Origin of the sequence: Pseudomonas sp. LP_7_YM (genome assembly GCF_004364435.1) — a bacterium.
In the GTDB taxonomy this organism is placed as follows: domain Bacteria; phylum Pseudomonadota; class Gammaproteobacteria; order Pseudomonadales; family Pseudomonadaceae; genus Aquipseudomonas.
On record NZ_SOCT01000001.1, the window covers coordinates 188,606 to 204,219 of the forward strand.

Here is a 15,614-nt window from a genome sequence, read left to right on the forward strand (position 1 = left end):
ACACAGTAGCGCGGCGGCAACGCAGTGTGATGTGTAAGTGTAATGTGGGGCTATAGCTCAGCTGGGAGAGCGCCTGCATGGCATGCAGGAGGTCAGCGGTTCGATCCCGCTTAGCTCCACCAATTAGAAGCTTCAAGGTTGGCTACACCGCCTTTAAGTTTGTACCGTAAATCGGAACCAGCACCGATCAGGTACGCAAGGGTTACGTCCCCTTCGTCTAGTGGCCTAGGACACCGCCCTTTCACGGCGGTAACAGGGGTTCGAGTCCCCTAGGGGACGCCAGCTTTACCGAGAGATACCGCAAGGCTGATCTCCGCCGAGAGGCGATAAATCGGGGCTATAGCTCAGCTGGGAGAGCGCCTGCATGGCATGCAGGAGGTCAGCGGTTCGATCCCGCTTAGCTCCACCAAATTTGCCAGGATTCGTCGTGAAGTCATGACGGATCCGATTGAAGGTTTTGCGTCCCCTTCGTCTAGTGGCCTAGGACACCGCCCTTTCACGGCGGTAACAGGGGTTCGAGTCCCCTAGGGGACGCCACGATTTCTCGCTCTGCGAGACCAAGGGTCATTCGATTATTGAATGGCCCTTTTGTTTTTTCAGGGTTTTGTTTTTGCCCTTCAGCTGTCCATCCAAGCGGCGCCCGATGTACTCGGCTGTCCAGTCAGGTGTTCAAGTCAGACCGAGCCATCGCGCCACGCTTTTGGTTAAACTGCCTCGCGAATGCATTCATCAAGGCAGGAACGAGCATGATCTGGGATCGGGCAACGCCATTCGTCATTGATCTGCGGGTTGGCGAGGACGACATCGATGGCCTGGGTCACGCCAATAACGCTGTGTACGTCAGCTGGCTTGAGCGTTGCGCCTGGCGCCATTCCCAGACCCTGGGCCTGGACCTGACTGAGTACCGACGTCTGGACCGGGCGATGGCGGTGGTCCGCCACGAGATTGATTATCTGGCCAGTGCCTATCAGGACGACGAGTTGCAGCTGGCGACCTGGATCGTCGATTGGGATCAGCGCCTGAAAATGACCCGACGCTTCCAGCTGAAACGCCCCGGCGATGGCATGACCCTGCTGCGAGCACAAACCACCTTCGTCTGCATCGAGCTGTCCACCGGCAAGCCGAAACGCATGCCAACCGAGTTCATCGAAGGTTATGCCCCGGCTTTGCAACCGGCGGCGTCCTGAACCCGGCCCGTTTCCAATCCGCGCATCACTGCGTAAACTGCCCGACTTTTTCCCGAGTGTGACCCATGCAAATTGCTCTGGCGCCCATGGAAGGCCTGGTCGACGACATACTGCGCGATGTACTGACTCAGGTCGGCGGCATCGATTGGTGCGTGACCGAATTCATTCGGGTGACCGAGCGGCTGTTGCCGGCGCATTATTTTCACAAGTTCGCCTCTGAGCTGCTCAACGGTTCGAAAACCCGTGCGGGCGTACCGTTGCGCGTACAGCTGCTGGGCTCCGACCCGGTGTGTCTGGCCGAGAATGCTGCATTCGCTGCTGAGCTGGGTGCGCCAGTCATCGACCTGAATTTCGGCTGCCCTGCCAAGACCGTGAACAAGTCACGCGGCGGTGCCGTGTTGCTCAAGGAGCCGGAACTGCTGCACTCGATTCTCAGCCACGTCCGGCGAGCAGTGCCCGCGCACATTCCGGTGACTGCTAAAATGCGTCTGGGCTACGACAGCACTGAACCTGCACTGGATTGCGCTCGTGCGCTACAGGCGGGCGGTGCCGAGCACATCGTGGTCCACGCAAGGACCAAGGTCGACGGCTACAAACCGCCGGCACACTGGGAGTGGATCGGCAAGATCCAGGACGTGGTGAAGATTCCGGTCATTGCCAACGGCGAGATCTGGACGGTCGAGGACTGGCGCCGTTGCCGCGAAATTTGCGGCGCCCGGGATATCATGATCGGACGCGGGCTGGTAGCGCGTCCGGATCTGGCGCGGCAAATCGCTGCAGCCCAGGCGGGGCAGGAGGTGGTGGCAATGAGCTGGCAGGCACTGCAACCGTTGCTCAGGGACTTCTGGCTGCAGGCGATGGCCAAAATGACGCGTGTTCAGGCACCGGGCCGGCTCAAACAGTGGGTCGTGCTGTTGACCAAGAGCTACCCTGAAGCCACCGTGCTGTTCGATGCCCTGCGTCGTGAAACCGACTGTGAACGGATCAGCCAAATGCTCGGTGTAGAGCAACCGCAAGCCGCCTGAAAAAATTTATAGAGCGACTCTTGAAACACAAGTGGCTGTCCTTATCTTGGGATTACGCGATGCCGAAGTCGGGTCGCGGAGACAAACACTTGCTGATTTATCAGGAGATTCACATGACTACTGCATTTTCCCTGGCTCCACTTTTTCGCTCTTCCGTAGGCTTCGACCGCTTCAACGATCTGTTCGAATCGGCAGCCCGTAACGAGTCGGCCAGCAGCTACCCTCCCTATAACGTCGAGAAACACGCAGATGACCAATATCGCATTGTCATCGCGGCTGCGGGTTTTCAGGAGGAAGACCTTGAGTTGCAGGTTGAGAAGGGTGTGTTGACCGTCACCGGCAGCAAGCGCGAAAACGCCGCCGAAGGCGTGACCTTCCTGCATCAGGGTATTGCCCAGCGTGCGTTCAAACTGTCGTTCCGCCTGGCCGACCATATCGAAGTGCGAAATGCAGCACTGGCCAATGGTTTGTTGAACATCGATCTATTGCGTCTAGTGCCTGAAGAGGCCAAGCCAAAACGCATCCAGATCAACGGGCAGAAAACCCTGGCTCATTGATACCTGGCCAGTAAATGAAAGAAGGCGCCTCTGGAGGCGCCTTCTTTGTTTACTGTTACTCCAATGGCTTGGGCCATCACCGCTCGGCCACCTCTGTCTGGGCATCCAGCAGCGCCATGAAGGCCTTTGCGGCGTTCGACAGTGTGCGCTCGGTATGGACTATGTAGCCCAGCTGGCGACGCAACTGAATACCCGGCAGCGGAATGCGTTTGACTTGCTCATCGAGCATGGTCCTGGGCAATACGCTCCAGGCCAGTCCGATGGAGACCATCATCTTGATGGTTTCCATGTAATTGGTGCTCATGGCGATATTGGGCTTGAGCCCCTGAGCCTCGCACAAGCCACTGACGATGTGATGGGTGAAGGTATTACCGCCAGGGAATACGGCCGGGTAGCCGACGATATCGGCCAGCCTGACGTTCGGGGTATTGGCCAGCGGGTGTTCGGGGGCGGCGACGAAATCCAGTGGATCGTCCCAGACCTGCACTGCCTTGACCAAAGAGTGCGGCTCGGGCGCCAGGGTGATGACTGCCAGCTCCGCACGTCCATGGAGAATTTCTTCATAGGCCACTTCCGAATCCAGAAACTCGATGTCCAGCGCAACGTCGGGATAGGTTCGGGTGAACGTCCTTAATAAGGAGGGCAGACGGTGCAGGCCTATGTGGTGGCTGGTCGCCAGGCTCAGACGCCCGCTGACTTCTCCGGTCAGGTTAGTCAGCGCTCGGCGCGTATCATCCAGCACGTTAAGGATCTGATAGGCGCGTGGCAGCAATGCGCGTCCGGCCTCCGTCAGGCTCACTTCGCGTCCCAGGCGATCAAACAGGCGTACGTTGAGTTGCTGCTCCAGCCCTGCAATGCGTTTGCTGACGGCAGGCTGGGTAAGGTGCAGATGTTCGCCAGCGGCCGAAAAGCTGCCGGTCTCGGCAATGGCTATGAAGGCATTGAGGTTCGCCAGGTCCATCTCGAATTCCTGTTAGTTATCCAAAGCATGAAAAATATGAATTTGAGTTATTTAAACATATTCCATAGCATCTCCCTCACAAGCGAAAGGGTTATTGCCTGACGGCTACTGTCAAGCGTCCCCGAAGCATAGAAACACGCTGATGCAGATGCTCCCCTGGCTCGAGGGCTGCAGAGCTTCAAGGTCACATTTGGTGAAACCTTGGGTTTGAGCGCTTGGGCTCGGGCTCGTAGCATCTGCCCACAAGCCAAGGGTCTTTGAAGCGTCGCCGTGACGTGGATGACCCGGGTATAGAAACACGCTGATGAGGAAACCGTCTGATGACCGGCAAAACGCTCTACGACAAGCTTTGGGATTCGCATTTGGTCAAACAGCGCGACGATGGTTCGGCGCTGCTTTACATCGATCGTCATATCATCCATGAAGTGACCTCGCCGCAGGCGTTCGAAGGCCTGCGTCTGGCGGGTCGAAAGCCATGGCGCATCGACGCCAACGTTGCCACAGCGGACCACAACGTGCCGACCACCCCGGATCGCAAGGACGGCGTAGACGCCATCGTCGATCAGGTGTCGCGCCTGCAAGTCAAAACCCTGGATGACAACTGCGACGAGTACGGCATTACCGAATTCAAGATGAACGATGTGCGTCAAGGCATCGTGCACGTGATCGGGCCGGAGCAGGGCGCCACCCTGCCAGGCATGACCGTGGTTTGCGGCGACTCGCACACCTCGACCCACGGCGCATTCGGCGCCTTGGCTCACGGCATCGGCACTTCCGAGGTGGAGCATGTACTCGCCACTCAGTGCCTGGTCGCCAAGAAAATGAAGAACATGCGGGTGCTGGTCGAAGGCCAGCTGCCATTCGGCGTCACCGCCAAAGACATCGTGCTGGCGATCATCGGCAAGATCGGCACCGCAGGCGGTAACGGTCATGCGATCGAATTCGCCGGCAGCGCCATTCGTGACCTGTCCGTCGAAGGCCGCATGACCATCTGCAACATGTCCATCGAGGCGGGTGCCCGGGTCGGTCTGGTGGCCACGGATGAGAAGACCGTCGCCTACGTCAAGGGGCGTCCATTCGCACCGACCGCCGCACAGTGGGACGCAGCCGTCGAGGCATGGAAGGATCTGGTTTCCGATGACGACGCGGTGTTCGACACCGTGGTCGAGCTCGACGCCGCGCAGATCAAGCCACAGGTGAGCTGGGGTACTTCGCCGGAGATGGTCGTGGCCGTGGATCAGAACGTGCCGGATCCGGCGCAGGAAGCTGATCTGGTCAAGCGTGGTTCCATCGAGCGTGCTTTGAAGTACATGGGCCTGAAGGCCAACCAGGCGATTACCGATATTCAGCTTGATCGTGTCTTCATCGGCTCCTGCACCAACTCGCGGATCGAAGACCTGCGCGCTGCGGCGGACATCGCCAAAGGCCGCAAGGTGGCATCGACCATCAAACAGGCGATCGTGGTGCCCGGCTCAGGTCTGGTGAAAGAGCAGGCAGAAAGGGAGGGGCTGGACAAGGTCTTTCTCGAAGCCGGTTTCGAATGGCGCGAGCCGGGTTGTTCCATGTGCCTGGCAATGAACCCGGACCGCCTGGAAAGTGGCGAGCACTGCGCGTCCACGTCCAACCGCAACTTCGAGGGCCGTCAGGGCGCCGGTGGTCGCACCCACTTGGTCAGCCCGGCGATGGCCGCAGCGGCGGCGGTCAATGGCCGCTTTGTCGACGTACGTACCATGAGCCAGCAATAAGGAGCCTGACATGAAGCCTTTTACTCAACACTCAGGTCTGGTGGCCCCGCTCGATCGCGCCAACGTCGACACCGACCAGATCATTCCCAAACAATTTCTGAAGTCGATTCGTCGTACCGGTTTCGGTCCGAACCTGTTCGACGAGTGGCGTTATCTGGATGTGGGCCAGCCGTATCAGGACAACTCCAACCGTCCACTGAACCCCGACTTCGTCCTCAACCACGCGCGTTATCAAGGCGCCAGCGTCTTGCTGGCCCGGGAAAACTTCGGTTGCGGCTCGAGCCGTGAGCATGCGCCGTGGGCGCTGGAAGAATACGGTTTTCGCAGCATCATCGCGCCGAGCTATGCCGATATCTTCTTCAACAACAGCTTCAAGAATGGCCTGCTGCCGATCATCCTCAGCGAAAGCGAAGTCGACGAGCTGTTCAAGGCCGTGGAAGCCAGGCCGGGCTATGAGCTGAAGGTCGACCTCGAAGCCCAGACCGTGACGGCAGAAAGTGGCAAGGTGTACAGCTTTGAAATCGACGCCTTCCGCAAGCATTGCTTGCTTAACGGTCTGGATGACATCGGCCTGACGCTGGTGGACGGCGAGGCGATCGCAACGTTCGAGAGCAAGCACCGCGCCAGTCAGCCGTGGCTGTTCCGTGAAGAGCAGCTTTAAGCTATAAGCGGCAAACGATGTGCGGCGCGACTGCTTTGTTGCAGTTTGCAGCCGCAGACTCGCCGCTCCCGAGTCGGCCCTGTTCTGCGGGCCGATCTTTGTTTTGAACGAGGACCCTTATGAGCAAGCAGATTCTGATTCTCCCTGGCGATGGCATCGGTCCGGAAATCATGACCGAAGCGGTCAAAGTGCTGAAAATGGCCAACGACAAGTTTCAGCTCGATTTCGAGTTGAGCCACGACGTCATCGGCGGTGCGGCCATCGACACGCACGGCGTGCCACTGGCGGATGAAACCCTGGACCGTGCCCGTGCGGCCGACGCAGTATTGCTGGGCGCCGTGGGCGGCCCGAAATGGGACACCATCGAGCGTGACATTCGTCCTGAACGCGGTCTATTGAAAATCCGTTCGCAACTGGGCCTGTTTGCCAACCTGCGTCCGGCGATTCTCTATCCGCAACTGGCCGATGCCTCCAGCCTCAAACCCGAGATCGTCGCGGGTCTGGACATCCTCATTGTTCGTGAGCTGACCGGTGGTATTTACTTCGGCGCGCCGCGTGGCACGCGCCAGATGGAAAACGGCGAGCGTCAGTCCTACGATACCTTGCCGTACAGCGAGAGCGAGATCCGCCGCATTGCCCGCGTCGGTTTCGACATGGCGCGTGTGCGCGACAAAAAACTGTGCTCGGTGGACAAGGCCAACGTGCTGGCCTCCAGTCAGTTGTGGCGCGAAGTGGTCGAGCAAGTCGCCAAGGATTATCCGGACGTCGAGCTGAGCCACATGTACGTCGACAACGCTGCCATGCAGCTGGTCCGTGCGCCGAAGCAGTTCGACGTCATAGTCACGGACAACATGTTTGGCGACATCCTGTCCGACGAAGCGTCAATGCTTACCGGCTCCATCGGCATGTTGCCGTCGGCGTCGCTGGATTCGAACAACAAGGGCATGTACGAGCCTTGTCATGGGTCGGCTCCGGACATTGCCGGCAAAGGCGTCGCTAACCCGCTGGCGACCATTTTGTCGGTGTCGATGATGCTGCGTTACAGCTTCAATCAACACACGGCGGCGGACGCTATCGAGAAGGCCGTAAGCCTGGTGCTGGACCAGGGCCTGCGCACCGGTGACATCTGGTCCGACGGCAATGTCAGAGTCGGGACTCAAGAAATGGGTGATGCCGTAGTCGCCGCGCTGAGCAATCTGTAATATCTCGGGCCCACTGCTGCAAGATCGAGTCGAAAGACTCTCTGCGCGAAGGGCCCCACTTTTAATTAAGGTGTAGTTGCGATGAAACGTGTAGGTCTGGTCGGTTGGCGCGGTATGGTTGGTTCCGTGCTCATGCAGCGCATGCTGCAAGAGCAGGATTTCGATCTCATTGAGCCGGTTTTTTTCACCACTTCCAACGTCGGCGGACAAGGTCCGTCGGTGGGCAAGGACATTGCGCCGCTGAAGGATGCGTACAGCATCGATGAGCTCAAGACCCTGGACGTGGTGCTGACCTGCCAGGGCGGCGACTACACCAGAGAGGTGTTCCCGAAACTGCGTGAAGCGGGCTGGCAGGGCTACTGGATCGACGCGGCGTCTTCGCTGCGCATGCAGGACGACGCGGTGATCGTTCTCGATCCGGTCAACCGCAAGGTCATTGACCAGCAACTGGACGCCGGCACCAAAAACTTCATCGGCGGCAACTGCACCGTCAGCCTGATGCTGATGGGCCTGGGCGGGCTGTTCGAGGCCGGTCTGGTGGAGTGGATGAACGTCATGACGTATCAGGCAGCCTCCGGGGCCGGCGCGCAGAACATGCGTGAGTTGATCAAGCAGATGGGCGCTATCAACGCGTCGGTCGCCGACGAGTTGGCCAACCCGGCCAGCGCCATTCTGGACATCGATCGCAAAGTGGCCGAAGCCATGCGCGGCGAAAGCTTTCCGACCGAAAACTTCGGTGTGCCACTGGCTGGCAGCCTGATTCCCTGGATTGACAAGGAACTGCCCAACGGTCAGAGCCGCGAGGAATGGAAAGGGCAGGCGGAGACCAACAAGATTCTGGGTCGCTTCCACCGTCCGATTCCGGTGGACGGCATCTGTGTGCGCATCGGCGCCATGCGGTGCCACAGCCAGGCGCTGACCATCAAATTGAACAAGGATGTGCCGATTGCCGACATCGAAGGCATGATCAGTCAGCACAACCCTTGGGTGAAGCTGGTACCGAACAATCGTGAGGCCAGTATCAAAGAGCTGAGCCCGACTGCGGTCACCGGTACGCTGAATGTTCCGGTGGGTCGTCTGCGCAAGCTGAACATGGGGTCGCAGTACCTGGGCGCATTCACTGTGGGTGACCAGCTGTTGTGGGGCGCGGCCGAACCGTTGCGCCGTATGTTGCGGATTTTGCTGGAGCGCTGATCCAGCGTTGTCGCCAGAAATAAGAAAACCGCCTCAAGAGGCGGTTTTTTTATGGAAGTATTGGAGTGTTCCGGAGGCGCTGATATGGAATCTGCCCGACGGAGAAGCGTCTCGCTTGCCGCGGATTGACGCCTGCATCCACGTCGTGTTCGGCGGCGCCTGGGCTGGCATGGCAAACCTCAAAAGCGAGATGAAAAGCTGCGCAATTTAAAAGGTTCGTCGCACTCCCTGTGGGAGACGCCGGAGGTTACGACGGCAGCGAACGCGGTGTATCCGGCATCCATCCGTAGCTGACCCACCGCTTTGGCTTTCGCTGGCGCCGCTGTGCCCCTGCAGATTCGACGGTGCATCGGATTTGGCATCCATGCCCGCACACGCTCAACCCCATCCCGGCCCGCTTCCAACGCCGAGTGCATGACCAATGGCCGGAGACTGTTAACCATGAGTACGTCCATTACAAATCACCTAAATCCCAATATATGAACATGAAAATTACATATTGAGATGTCGGAGCGTTCAGGTTTATAGTTCGCCTTGCATTCACTCCTCAACAACAATCAGGTGAAGCCATGCAGGCGCAATTGATCGCGCTCGACTGGGGAACGACGTCCCTTCGCGCGTATCGACTCGGTGACCAGGGCCGGGTACTGGAACACCGCTCGCTCGACGCGGGCATCATGCAGTTGCCTACGACGCCGCGATCCATTGCCGGACAGCGGTGTTGCGACGGCTTCGAACTGGCTTTCGACGAAGCCTGTGGCGATTGGCTCGACGCCGAACCTGAACTTCCGGTCATTGCCTGTGGCATGGTGGGCAGCGCGCAAGGCTGGCGTGAGGCTGTGTATCAGGAAACGCCCGCCAGCGTTGGCGCGCTCAGCAGCGCGCTGGTGACGGTACGTAGCCTGCGTGGGATTGATGTGCATATTGTCCCGGGTGTACTGCAACGTTCCGAGCTGCCCAACGTCATGCGCGGCGAAGAAACACAAGTCCTCGGTATCCTCAGTTCCTTGCCCGCCAGCGAAACCCGTAAACCCCTGCTGATTGGTCTGCCTGGCAGCCATTCGAAGTGGGTGAGGGCGCAGGACGGCCGTATCGTGCATTTCGACACCTTCATGACAGGCGAGGTCTACGCCGCGTTGTCCAGCCACACCATCCTCGGTCGTACGCTGCAACGCGGTGATGCATTCGATTCGGCGGCGTTTGATCGCGGCGTCGGCGTTGCCCGCTTGCCTCAGGGGGCGGCGGGCCCGCTGTCGACCATCTTCAGCACCCGGACGCTGGGCCTGACCGGCGTGCTGTCCGGTGCTGCACAGGCCGATTATCTGTCCGGCCTGCTGATCGGCCACGAAATCGCGGCGCTTGTCCAATTGCTCAAACAGACCGAAACCGCTTTGCCTGCGGTGATCCTGATCGGTAGCGGCCCATTGCTCGAGCGTTATCAGCGTGCACTGGATGCCAGCGGCTTCCCGCAGATCACTATCGCCGAGCAAGCCACCGAGCGTGGCCTGTGGCAGGTCGCGGTGCAGGCCGGTCTGATCTCATCCTCCTCTACGGCCGATTCACGGCCCCTTCATGTCGAGAACTGAAATGCTCAAACAAGCCCTCGCGCAAAACGGCCTGGTCGCCATCCTGCGTGGCCTGCGCCCCGAAGAAGCGCCTGCAATTGGCGACGTTCTGTACACCGCAGGTTTTCGCGTCATCGAAGTGCCGCTCAACTCTCCACAGCCGTACGACAGTATCCGTCTGCTGCGTCAGAGCTTGCCTGCTGATTGTCTGATCGGTGCCGGCACCGTGCTGACCACAGAGCAGGTGCGTCACGTGAAGGAGGCGGGCGGGCAGGTCATCGTCATGCCCCACAGCGATCCTGAAGTATTGCGTGCCGCCAAGGCCGAGGGCTTGCTGCTTTCACCGGGGGTAGCGACGCCAACAGAAGCCTTTGCGGCGCTGGCCAATGGCGCCGATGTGCTGAAGATGTTCCCTGCTGAGCAAATGGGGCCTGCCGTGGTCAAGGCCTGGCTGGCGGTGTTGCCGACAGGCACGGCGCTGCTGCCCGTCGGAGGCATCACCCCGGACAACATGAAGGTGTTCCTTGATGCGGGCGTACGCGGCTTCGGTCTGGGCTCGGGCCTGTTCAAGCCTGGCATGAGCGCCGACGATGTGGCTGAGCGGGCCAAGGCCTATGTGGCTGCCTGGAATCAGTACCGCCCTGCGAGTGCATAGTCCGAGTGAGATCTTTAGAGCCGTCCACGACGCGCCGTTATTGAAAAACCGTCTTCGAACAAGCGTCTTCGAACAAGAGAGATATGAGATGAAAATCACCAAACTCACGACCTTCATCGTGCCGCCGCGCTGGTGCTTTCTGAAGGTGGAAACCGATCAGGGCGTCACCGGCTGGGGCGAGCCTGTGGTCGAGGGCCGCGCGCACACGGTCGCCGCTGCCGTGGAAGAGCTGTCCGACTACCTGATCGGAAAAGACCCGCGCAACATCGAAGACATCTGGACCGTGCTCTATCGCGGCGGTTTCTACCGCGGCGGTGCGATCCACATGAGCGCATTGGCCGGCATCGACCAGGCCCTGTGGGACATCAAAGGCAAGGCGCTGGGGGTTTCGGTCAGCGACCTGCTGGGCGGGCAGGTGCGTGACAAGATTCGTGTGTACTCGTGGATCGGCGGCGACCGCCCGGCCGACACTGCACGGGCCGCCCAGGAGGCGGTCTCCCGTGGTTTTACCGCCGTGAAGATGAACGGCACCGAAGAACTGCAGTTCCTCGACACCTTTGAAAAAGTCGATCTGGCCTTGGCCAACGTCGCGGCTGTGCGTGACGCGGTCGGCCCCAACGTCGGCATCGGCGTTGACTTCCATGGCCGGGTGCATAAACCCATGGCCAAGGTGCTGATGAAGGAGCTGGACCCGTACAAGCTGATGTTCATCGAAGAACCGGTGCTCAGCGAGAATTACGAAGCGCTCAAGGAGCTGGCGCCGTTGACCAGCACGCCGATTGCGCTGGGCGAACGCCTGTTCTCGCGCTGGGATTTCAAGCGTGTATTGAGTGAAGGCTACGTCGACATCATCCAGCCCGACGCCTCTCACGCGGGCGGCATCACCGAAACGCGCAAGATCGCCAACATGGCCGAAGCCTACGACGTGGCGCTGGCCCTGCATTGCCCGCTGGGGCCGATCGCCCTCGCCGCGTGCCTGCAACTGGATGCGGTCTGTTACAACGCCTTCATTCAGGAGCAGAGCCTGGGCATTCACTACAACGAGAGCAACGACCTGCTCGACTACATCAAAAATCCCGAAGTTTTCGACTATGACAAAGGCATGGTGAAGATCCCTAACGGTCCTGGCCTGGGGATCGAGATCAACGAGGAGTACGTCAAGGAGCGCGCGGCCATCGGGCATCGCTGGCGTAACCCGATCTGGCGGCATGCCGATGGCAGTTTCGCCGAGTGGTGATTTGAACCCCGGGCCAGTTCGACAATGATCGTTTCCATGCTCCGCGTGGGAACGCATCCACCGACGCTCGGCGTCGTCTATGTCGGAGGCAGAGCGTGCGGGACGGCATTCCCACGCGCAGCGGGGGAATGATCAAGAAAAAAGACACACGACCTTAGACCTCAGACAACCATAAAAAGAGGCACTCCCATGCGCACACAGACCTTGCCGGAGGCGCGAGCGATCACGGCCACGCCGACCCGCAAACGCTTTTTTATCATGGTGCTGCTGTTCATCACCGTGGTCATCAACTACCTGGACCGCAGTAACCTTTCCATCGCCGCCCCTGCGCTGACCAGCGAGCTGGGTATTGATCCGGTGCATGTCGGCCTGGTGTTCTCGGCATTCGGCTGGACCTACGCCGCCATGCAATTGCCGGGTGGCTGGCTGGTGGATCGCGTGCCACCGCGCATTCTTTACACCGTGGCGCTGGCACTGTGGTCAGTGGCGACCATCTTTCTCGGCTTCGTCGGCAGCTTCATCGGCTTGTTCCTTCTGCGCATGGCCGTGGGCGCGTTAGAGGCGCCGGCCTATCCCATCAACAGCCGAGTGGTCACGGCCTGGTTCCCTGAAAAGGAGCGAGCCACTGCGGTCGGTTTCTACACCTCCGGGCAGTTTGTCGGGCTGGCCTTTCTCACACCTGTGCTGGCCTGGCTGCAGGCTTCGTTCGGCTGGCACATGGTCTTTGTTGCCACCGGTGGCGTGGGTGTCATCTGGGCGGCGATCTGGTACATGGTTTATCGCGAACCGCGGGATTTCAAAGGCGTGAATCAGGGCGAAATCGACCTGATCAAGGAGGGCGGCGGCCTGGTCGACATTCAGAGCGACACGGTCAAACAGAAGGGCGGATTCAGCTGGCAGGACCTGGGCATCGTGCTGAGCAAGCGCAAACTGTGGGGTATCTACCTGGGCCAGTTTTGCCTGAACTCGACCCTGTGGTTTTTCCTTACCTGGTTCCCGACCTATCTGGTGAAGTACCGCGGTATGGATTTCATCAAATCCGGCCTGCTGGCCTCGTTACCCTTTTTGGCGGCCTTTGTTGGCGTGCTGTGCTCAGGCTTCTTCTCGGACTGGCTGATTCGTCGCGGCCATACGATAGGCTTTGCGCGCAAACTGCCGATCATTGCCGGGCTGTTGATTTCGACCTCGATCATTGGCGCCAACTACGTCGAGTCCACCCCGCTGGTCATTGCGTTTCTGGCTTTGGCATTCTTTGGCAACGGTCTGGCGTCGATTACCTGGTCGCTGGTTTCAACGCTGGCTCCCGCGCGTTTGCTGGGCCTGACGGGGGGCACTTTCAACCTGATCGGTAACCTGGCTGCCATCGCTACGCCCATCGTCATCGGCTTGCTTGCATCCGGGGAGTCCTTCGCTCCGGCGATCACCTACATCGCCGTGCTGGCGTTACTCGGCGCGCTGTCCTACATCCTGTTGGTGGGCAAGGTCGAGCGGATCGAACTGTAACCCTTGGCCTGCAAAGAGCTGGCGACGATAATGCCGCCAGCTTTCTGATTCGATAAGGCGTGATATGCAAGACACTACCGACACCCCAGGCGTGACGGGCAAACACGCCGCGCCCACCGGCACACAAACCCTGTTGCGCGGCCTGGGCGTGGTGCAGGCAGTGGCCAGCGGCGCTCGCGATCTCAAGGCAATCGCGCGGTTGATCGGCACCACTCGCAGCACGACCCATCGGCTCGCCAGTTGCCTGGTGGAAGAGCGTTACCTGCGTATTTTGCCGCAGGTCGGCTATCTGTTGGGCCCCAAGCTGATCGAACTGGGATTTCAAGCCAGGGAAGAGTTGCCGCTGGCGATGCTGGCCCGGCCGTTTCTCGACGAGTTGTCAGCGCTCACCGGCGATACCGTGCATCTGGCCGTGCGTGACGGCGATGAGGTGCTGTACCTGCACAAGAACCCGGGCCGCAACGGTCCGGAAATGCGTTCGCGAGTGGGCCATCGCATGCCACTGGCGCGCACCGGAATCGGCAAAGCGCTGTTACTGGACAGCCCGGAGAGCGAATGGCGGCGGCTGTATGACCTCAGCGTGCCGGACGTTGCGAGACACCCGCTCTGGCCCGCCCATCAGGAGCAGACCTGGGAGCAGGTGCGTGAGCGTATGCACGAGTACGTGAAGGGCGGCCATGCCTTCGATCTGGAGGACAACGAGCCTTCGATCCGTTGCGTGGCGGCGCCGATTCGCGATGCCAGCAAACGCATCGTCGCCGGGATCAGCATCGCCAGTACCGTGCCTTATATGCCGCTGGAAAAGATGGCCGAGCTGGTGCCTGTGATCAAGGAGACCGCGGCGCGGTTGTCGGCAGAGCTTGGGGGATAGGGCGAACGTTTGCGGCGCGGATCGGCTCCGTACCGCACAGCCTGTGGGATAGAATCAATTCGGCCCCACAGAAATCGCCCCGCAATAAGCGGGGCGGTCCGCAATCAGGCCTTGAGCGTCGCCATATCGATCACGAAACGGTATTTCACGTCTCCGGCGATCATGCGGGTGTAGGCTTCGTTGATGTTCTTGATATCGAGCATCTCGATGTCGCAGCTGATGTCGTGCTCGGCGCAGAAATCCAGCACTTCCTGGGTTTCTGCGATGCCGCCAATCAACGAACCGGCCAGCACGCGGCGCTTCATGACCAGGTTAGCGGCGTGCAGTGCCGGATCCACCGGTTCGATCAGACCCACCAGAATGTGTACGCCGTCGAAACGCAGGGTTTCCAGGTAGGGATTCAGGTCATGCTGCACCGGAATGGTGTCCAGCAGGAAGTCAAAGCGACCGGCTGCGGCTTTCATCTGCGCGGCATCGGTGGATACGACCACATGATCGGCACCTTGACGGCGAGCCTCTTCGGCCTTACTCGCCGAACGGGTGAACAGGGTGACTTCTGCGCCCATTGCTTTGGCGAACTTGATGCCCATGTGGCCCAGGCCGCCCATGCCCAGTACACCCACCTTGTGCCCGGCCTTGACGCCAAAATGCTTCAGAGGGGAGTAGGTGGTGATGCCGGCGCAGAGAATCGGCGCAGCGGCGGCCAGATTCAGCTTCTCGGGAATGCGCACCACGAAATGCTCGCTGACCACGATGCTGTTGGAGTAGCCGCCCATGGTATTGGTACCGTCGACACGGTCCGGCGTGGCATAGGTCATGGTCGGACCTTCCAGGCAGTACTGTTCAAGGTCTGCAGCGCAGGCTTCGCAATGACGGCAGGAGTCGACCATGCAGCCGACACCGACCAGATCACCGACTGTGTGCCGGGTAACATTGGCGCCGACTTCGGTGACCTTACCAACGATTTCGTGGCCAGGCATCAACGGGTAGACGGCGATACCCCATTCGTTGCGTGCCTGGTGAATGTCGGAGTGGCAAACGCCGCAGTAAAGGATATCGATGGCCACATCGTCCGGACGCGGAGTGCGACGATTGAACGTCATGGGGGCGAGGGGGGCAGTGGCCGATTGAGCGGCATAACCGATGGCTGTGTACATATGAAACCTCGCAAAGACGATACAGGTGAGGCGGAGCATTCTGCGCAGCAAGTTCGTTTCCGGCCATGACCATTCCTCCGTGTGTCATGCCTAA

Annotated in this window: 14 protein-coding genes and 4 tRNA genes; 16 read left to right on the forward strand and 2 right to left on the reverse strand. The window is 59.9% G+C overall.

The window, feature by feature from the left end:
- The first annotated feature begins 46 nt into the window (after positions 1 to 46).
- The 7 genes from EC915_RS00905 (at position 47) to EC915_RS00935 (ending at position 2,769) form a co-directional block, all read left to right on the forward strand.
- Positions 47 to 122 (forward strand) — tRNA-Ala (locus EC915_RS00905).
- 84 nt (positions 123 to 206) lie between these two features.
- Positions 207 to 282 (forward strand) — tRNA-Glu (locus EC915_RS00910).
- Positions 283 to 333: 51 nt separating this feature from the next.
- A tRNA-Ala gene (locus EC915_RS00915) sits at positions 334 to 409 on the forward strand.
- A 52-nt stretch (positions 410 to 461) separates the two neighbouring features.
- A tRNA-Glu gene (locus EC915_RS00920) sits at positions 462 to 537 on the forward strand.
- A 209-nt stretch (positions 538 to 746) separates the two neighbouring features.
- The gene (locus tag EC915_RS00925; protein ID WP_133748648.1) at positions 747 to 1,187 is read left to right on the forward strand and encodes a thioesterase family protein; all 441 of its coding nucleotides are present in this window, start codon (positions 747 to 749) and stop codon (positions 1,185 to 1,187) included.
- A 65-nt stretch (positions 1,188 to 1,252) separates the two neighbouring features.
- Positions 1,253 to 2,212 carry a tRNA-dihydrouridine synthase gene (locus EC915_RS00930; protein WP_133748649.1) on the forward strand — a complete coding sequence of 320 codons (960 nt, stop codon included), beginning with the start codon at positions 1,253 to 1,255 and terminating at the stop codon, positions 2,210 to 2,212.
- A 113-nt stretch (positions 2,213 to 2,325) separates the two neighbouring features.
- Complete coding sequence (locus EC915_RS00935; RefSeq protein ID WP_133748650.1) at positions 2,326 to 2,769, forward strand: Hsp20 family protein; 444 nt, start codon at positions 2,326 to 2,328, stop codon at positions 2,767 to 2,769.
- 76 nt (positions 2,770 to 2,845) lie between these two features.
- Here EC915_RS00935 and EC915_RS00940 read toward each other — a convergent pair whose 3' ends face one another.
- Entirely contained in the window at positions 2,846 to 3,730 is an 885-nt protein-coding gene (locus EC915_RS00940; protein WP_133748651.1) for a LysR family transcriptional regulator, read from the reverse strand.
- 320 nt (positions 3,731 to 4,050) lie between these two features.
- On the opposite strand from EC915_RS00940, the gene leuC reads away from it, so the two are divergent.
- From leuC to EC915_RS00985, 9 genes are all read left to right on the forward strand, one after another.
- Entirely contained in the window at positions 4,051 to 5,475 is a 1,425-nt protein-coding gene (leuC, locus tag EC915_RS00945) for a 3-isopropylmalate dehydratase large subunit (RefSeq protein ID WP_133748652.1), read from the forward strand.
- A gap of 10 nt (positions 5,476 to 5,485) precedes the next feature.
- Positions 5,486 to 6,136 carry a 3-isopropylmalate dehydratase small subunit gene (gene leuD, locus EC915_RS00950; RefSeq protein ID WP_133748653.1) on the forward strand — a complete coding sequence of 217 codons (651 nt, stop codon included), beginning with the start codon at positions 5,486 to 5,488 and terminating at the stop codon, positions 6,134 to 6,136.
- Positions 6,137 to 6,255: 119 nt separating this feature from the next.
- On the forward strand, positions 6,256 to 7,338 hold the full coding sequence (gene leuB / locus EC915_RS00955) for a 3-isopropylmalate dehydrogenase (protein WP_133748654.1): 1,083 nt from the start codon (positions 6,256 to 6,258) through the stop codon (positions 7,336 to 7,338).
- Positions 7,339 to 7,419: 81 nt separating this feature from the next.
- Positions 7,420 to 8,532: an aspartate-semialdehyde dehydrogenase gene (asd, locus tag EC915_RS00960; protein WP_133748655.1), complete on the forward strand. Its 1,113-nt coding sequence runs from the start codon at positions 7,420 to 7,422 to the stop codon at positions 8,530 to 8,532.
- A 569-nt stretch (positions 8,533 to 9,101) separates the two neighbouring features.
- Positions 9,102 to 10,118, forward strand: coding sequence for a 2-dehydro-3-deoxygalactonokinase (locus EC915_RS00965; RefSeq protein ID WP_133748656.1), 1,017 nt, complete (start codon positions 9,102 to 9,104; stop codon positions 10,116 to 10,118).
- 1 nt (position 10,119) lies between these two features.
- Positions 10,120 to 10,752: a 2-dehydro-3-deoxy-6-phosphogalactonate aldolase gene (locus EC915_RS00970; protein WP_133748657.1), complete on the forward strand. Its 633-nt coding sequence runs from the start codon at positions 10,120 to 10,122 to the stop codon at positions 10,750 to 10,752.
- A gap of 88 nt (positions 10,753 to 10,840) precedes the next feature.
- Positions 10,841 to 11,989 (forward strand): galactonate dehydratase, encoded by a 1,149-nt coding sequence (dgoD, locus tag EC915_RS00975; RefSeq protein ID WP_133748658.1) that lies wholly within the window; start codon positions 10,841 to 10,843, stop codon positions 11,987 to 11,989.
- 189 nt (positions 11,990 to 12,178) lie between these two features.
- Complete coding sequence (locus EC915_RS00980; RefSeq protein ID WP_133748659.1) at positions 12,179 to 13,492, forward strand: MFS transporter; 1,314 nt, start codon at positions 12,179 to 12,181, stop codon at positions 13,490 to 13,492.
- A 64-nt stretch (positions 13,493 to 13,556) separates the two neighbouring features.
- A complete protein-coding gene (locus EC915_RS00985) occupies positions 13,557 to 14,363 on the forward strand; it encodes an IclR family transcriptional regulator (protein WP_133748660.1) in 807 nt (268 codons plus the stop codon).
- Between the two features lie 104 nt (positions 14,364 to 14,467).
- On the opposite strand, the gene EC915_RS00990 is transcribed toward EC915_RS00985, so the two are convergent.
- Positions 14,468 to 15,520, reverse strand: coding sequence for an NAD(P)-dependent alcohol dehydrogenase (locus EC915_RS00990; RefSeq protein WP_133748661.1), 1,053 nt, complete (start codon positions 15,518 to 15,520; stop codon positions 14,468 to 14,470).
- Positions 15,521 to 15,614 lie beyond the last annotated feature (94 nt).